The sequence below is a fragment of the Streptomyces sp. NPDC089915 genome (assembly GCF_040684675.1).
GTDB lineage: Bacteria > Actinomycetota > Actinomycetes > Streptomycetales > Streptomycetaceae > Streptomyces.
The window spans coordinates 1-1,108 of the sequence record NZ_JBFBGN010000416.1; the positions used below are offsets into that span (position 1 = coordinate 1).

Genomic DNA, 1,108 nt, shown 5'->3' on the forward strand with positions numbered 1-1,108 from the left:
ACGCGCCGGTAGCCGGACGCGAGGTCGGCGTTGACGGAGGAGCGGATGCCGCCGTCCACGTACCGGCGGCCGTCGATGGTGACGGGCGGCCAGACGCGGTAGCCGTAGCGTTCGAGCGAGAGCTGCACCGCGCGGCGGATGGTGGCGTCGTCCTCGACTAGCAGGACGCTGACGAGTTCCGGGACGGGGGTTGCCGACATGCCGCCTTCTCGCTGATGTGATGTCTTGCCGACGCGGGCTGATGTGCGTTGACCTGCGTTGACGTGGGTCGATTACGGGGTCCACCGTACTCAAAGCGTGCGCGCGGCATGCCGTTCAGAGGCGGAGGGAGGCGGTGACGGGCAGGTGGTCGCTGCCGGTGGCCGGCAGGGTCCGGGCCGAGACCGGGGTCATCCCCTTCAGCAGGATCTGGTCGATGCGGACCACGGGGAACGCGGCGGGCCAGGTGAGGCCGAAGCCGGCCCCGGACTCCCGCTGCGCCGAGCGGAACCCCTCGGTCACCGGCCGCAGCGCCGTGTCCTCGGCCGTCCCGTTGAAGTCGCCCACGACCAGGACCCGGGGCAGCGGCTCCGCCCGCAGGGCGTCGGCCAGCTTCCCGGCCGAGTCGTTGCGGTGCCAGGTGGTGAACCCGGCGAACGGGCTGACGCGTACGGAGGCGAGGTGGACGGCGTAGACGGCGACGGGCCCGCGCGGGGTGTCGACGGCGGCCCGCACCGCACGCGTCCACGGCATGATCGGCACCGGCTCCACCCCGGTCAGGGGGTGCTTGCTCCACAGTCCGACGCCGAGGTGCACCGAGCGGTACGGGTAACGGGCGGCCAGCTCGCGCTCGTACAGGGGCGTGGACGCGGCGGACAGTTCCTGGAGCGCCAGGAGGTCGGCACCGGAGGCCGCGAGGGCCCGGGCGGTCTTCGCGGGGTCGGGGTTGTTCTCGTCGACGTTGTGGCTGACCACGGTGAACTCCCCGCCGCCGGACCGCTTGTCGGCAAAGCCGGAACGCGGGGCGCAGTCCGCCTTCCTGCGGGACCCGGTTGAAGGGGGTGAGGCGGGAGACGTCGGTGTTCTCCGTCCGGAGCAGGCCGGCCAGCAGACGCGAGGTGAAGTCCAC

2 pseudogenes are annotated in these 1,108 nt (G+C 72.5%); both read right to left on the bottom strand.

Annotation, left to right across the window (positions count from 1 at the left end):
• A pseudogene (locus tag AB0O29_RS36300) lies at positions 1-200 on the bottom strand (hypothetical protein); the annotation flags it as partial.
• Between the two features lie 115 nt (positions 201-315).
• Positions 316-984: pseudogene (locus AB0O29_RS36305) on the bottom strand (endonuclease/exonuclease/phosphatase family protein); the annotation flags it as partial.
• Positions 985-1,108 lie beyond the last annotated feature (124 nt).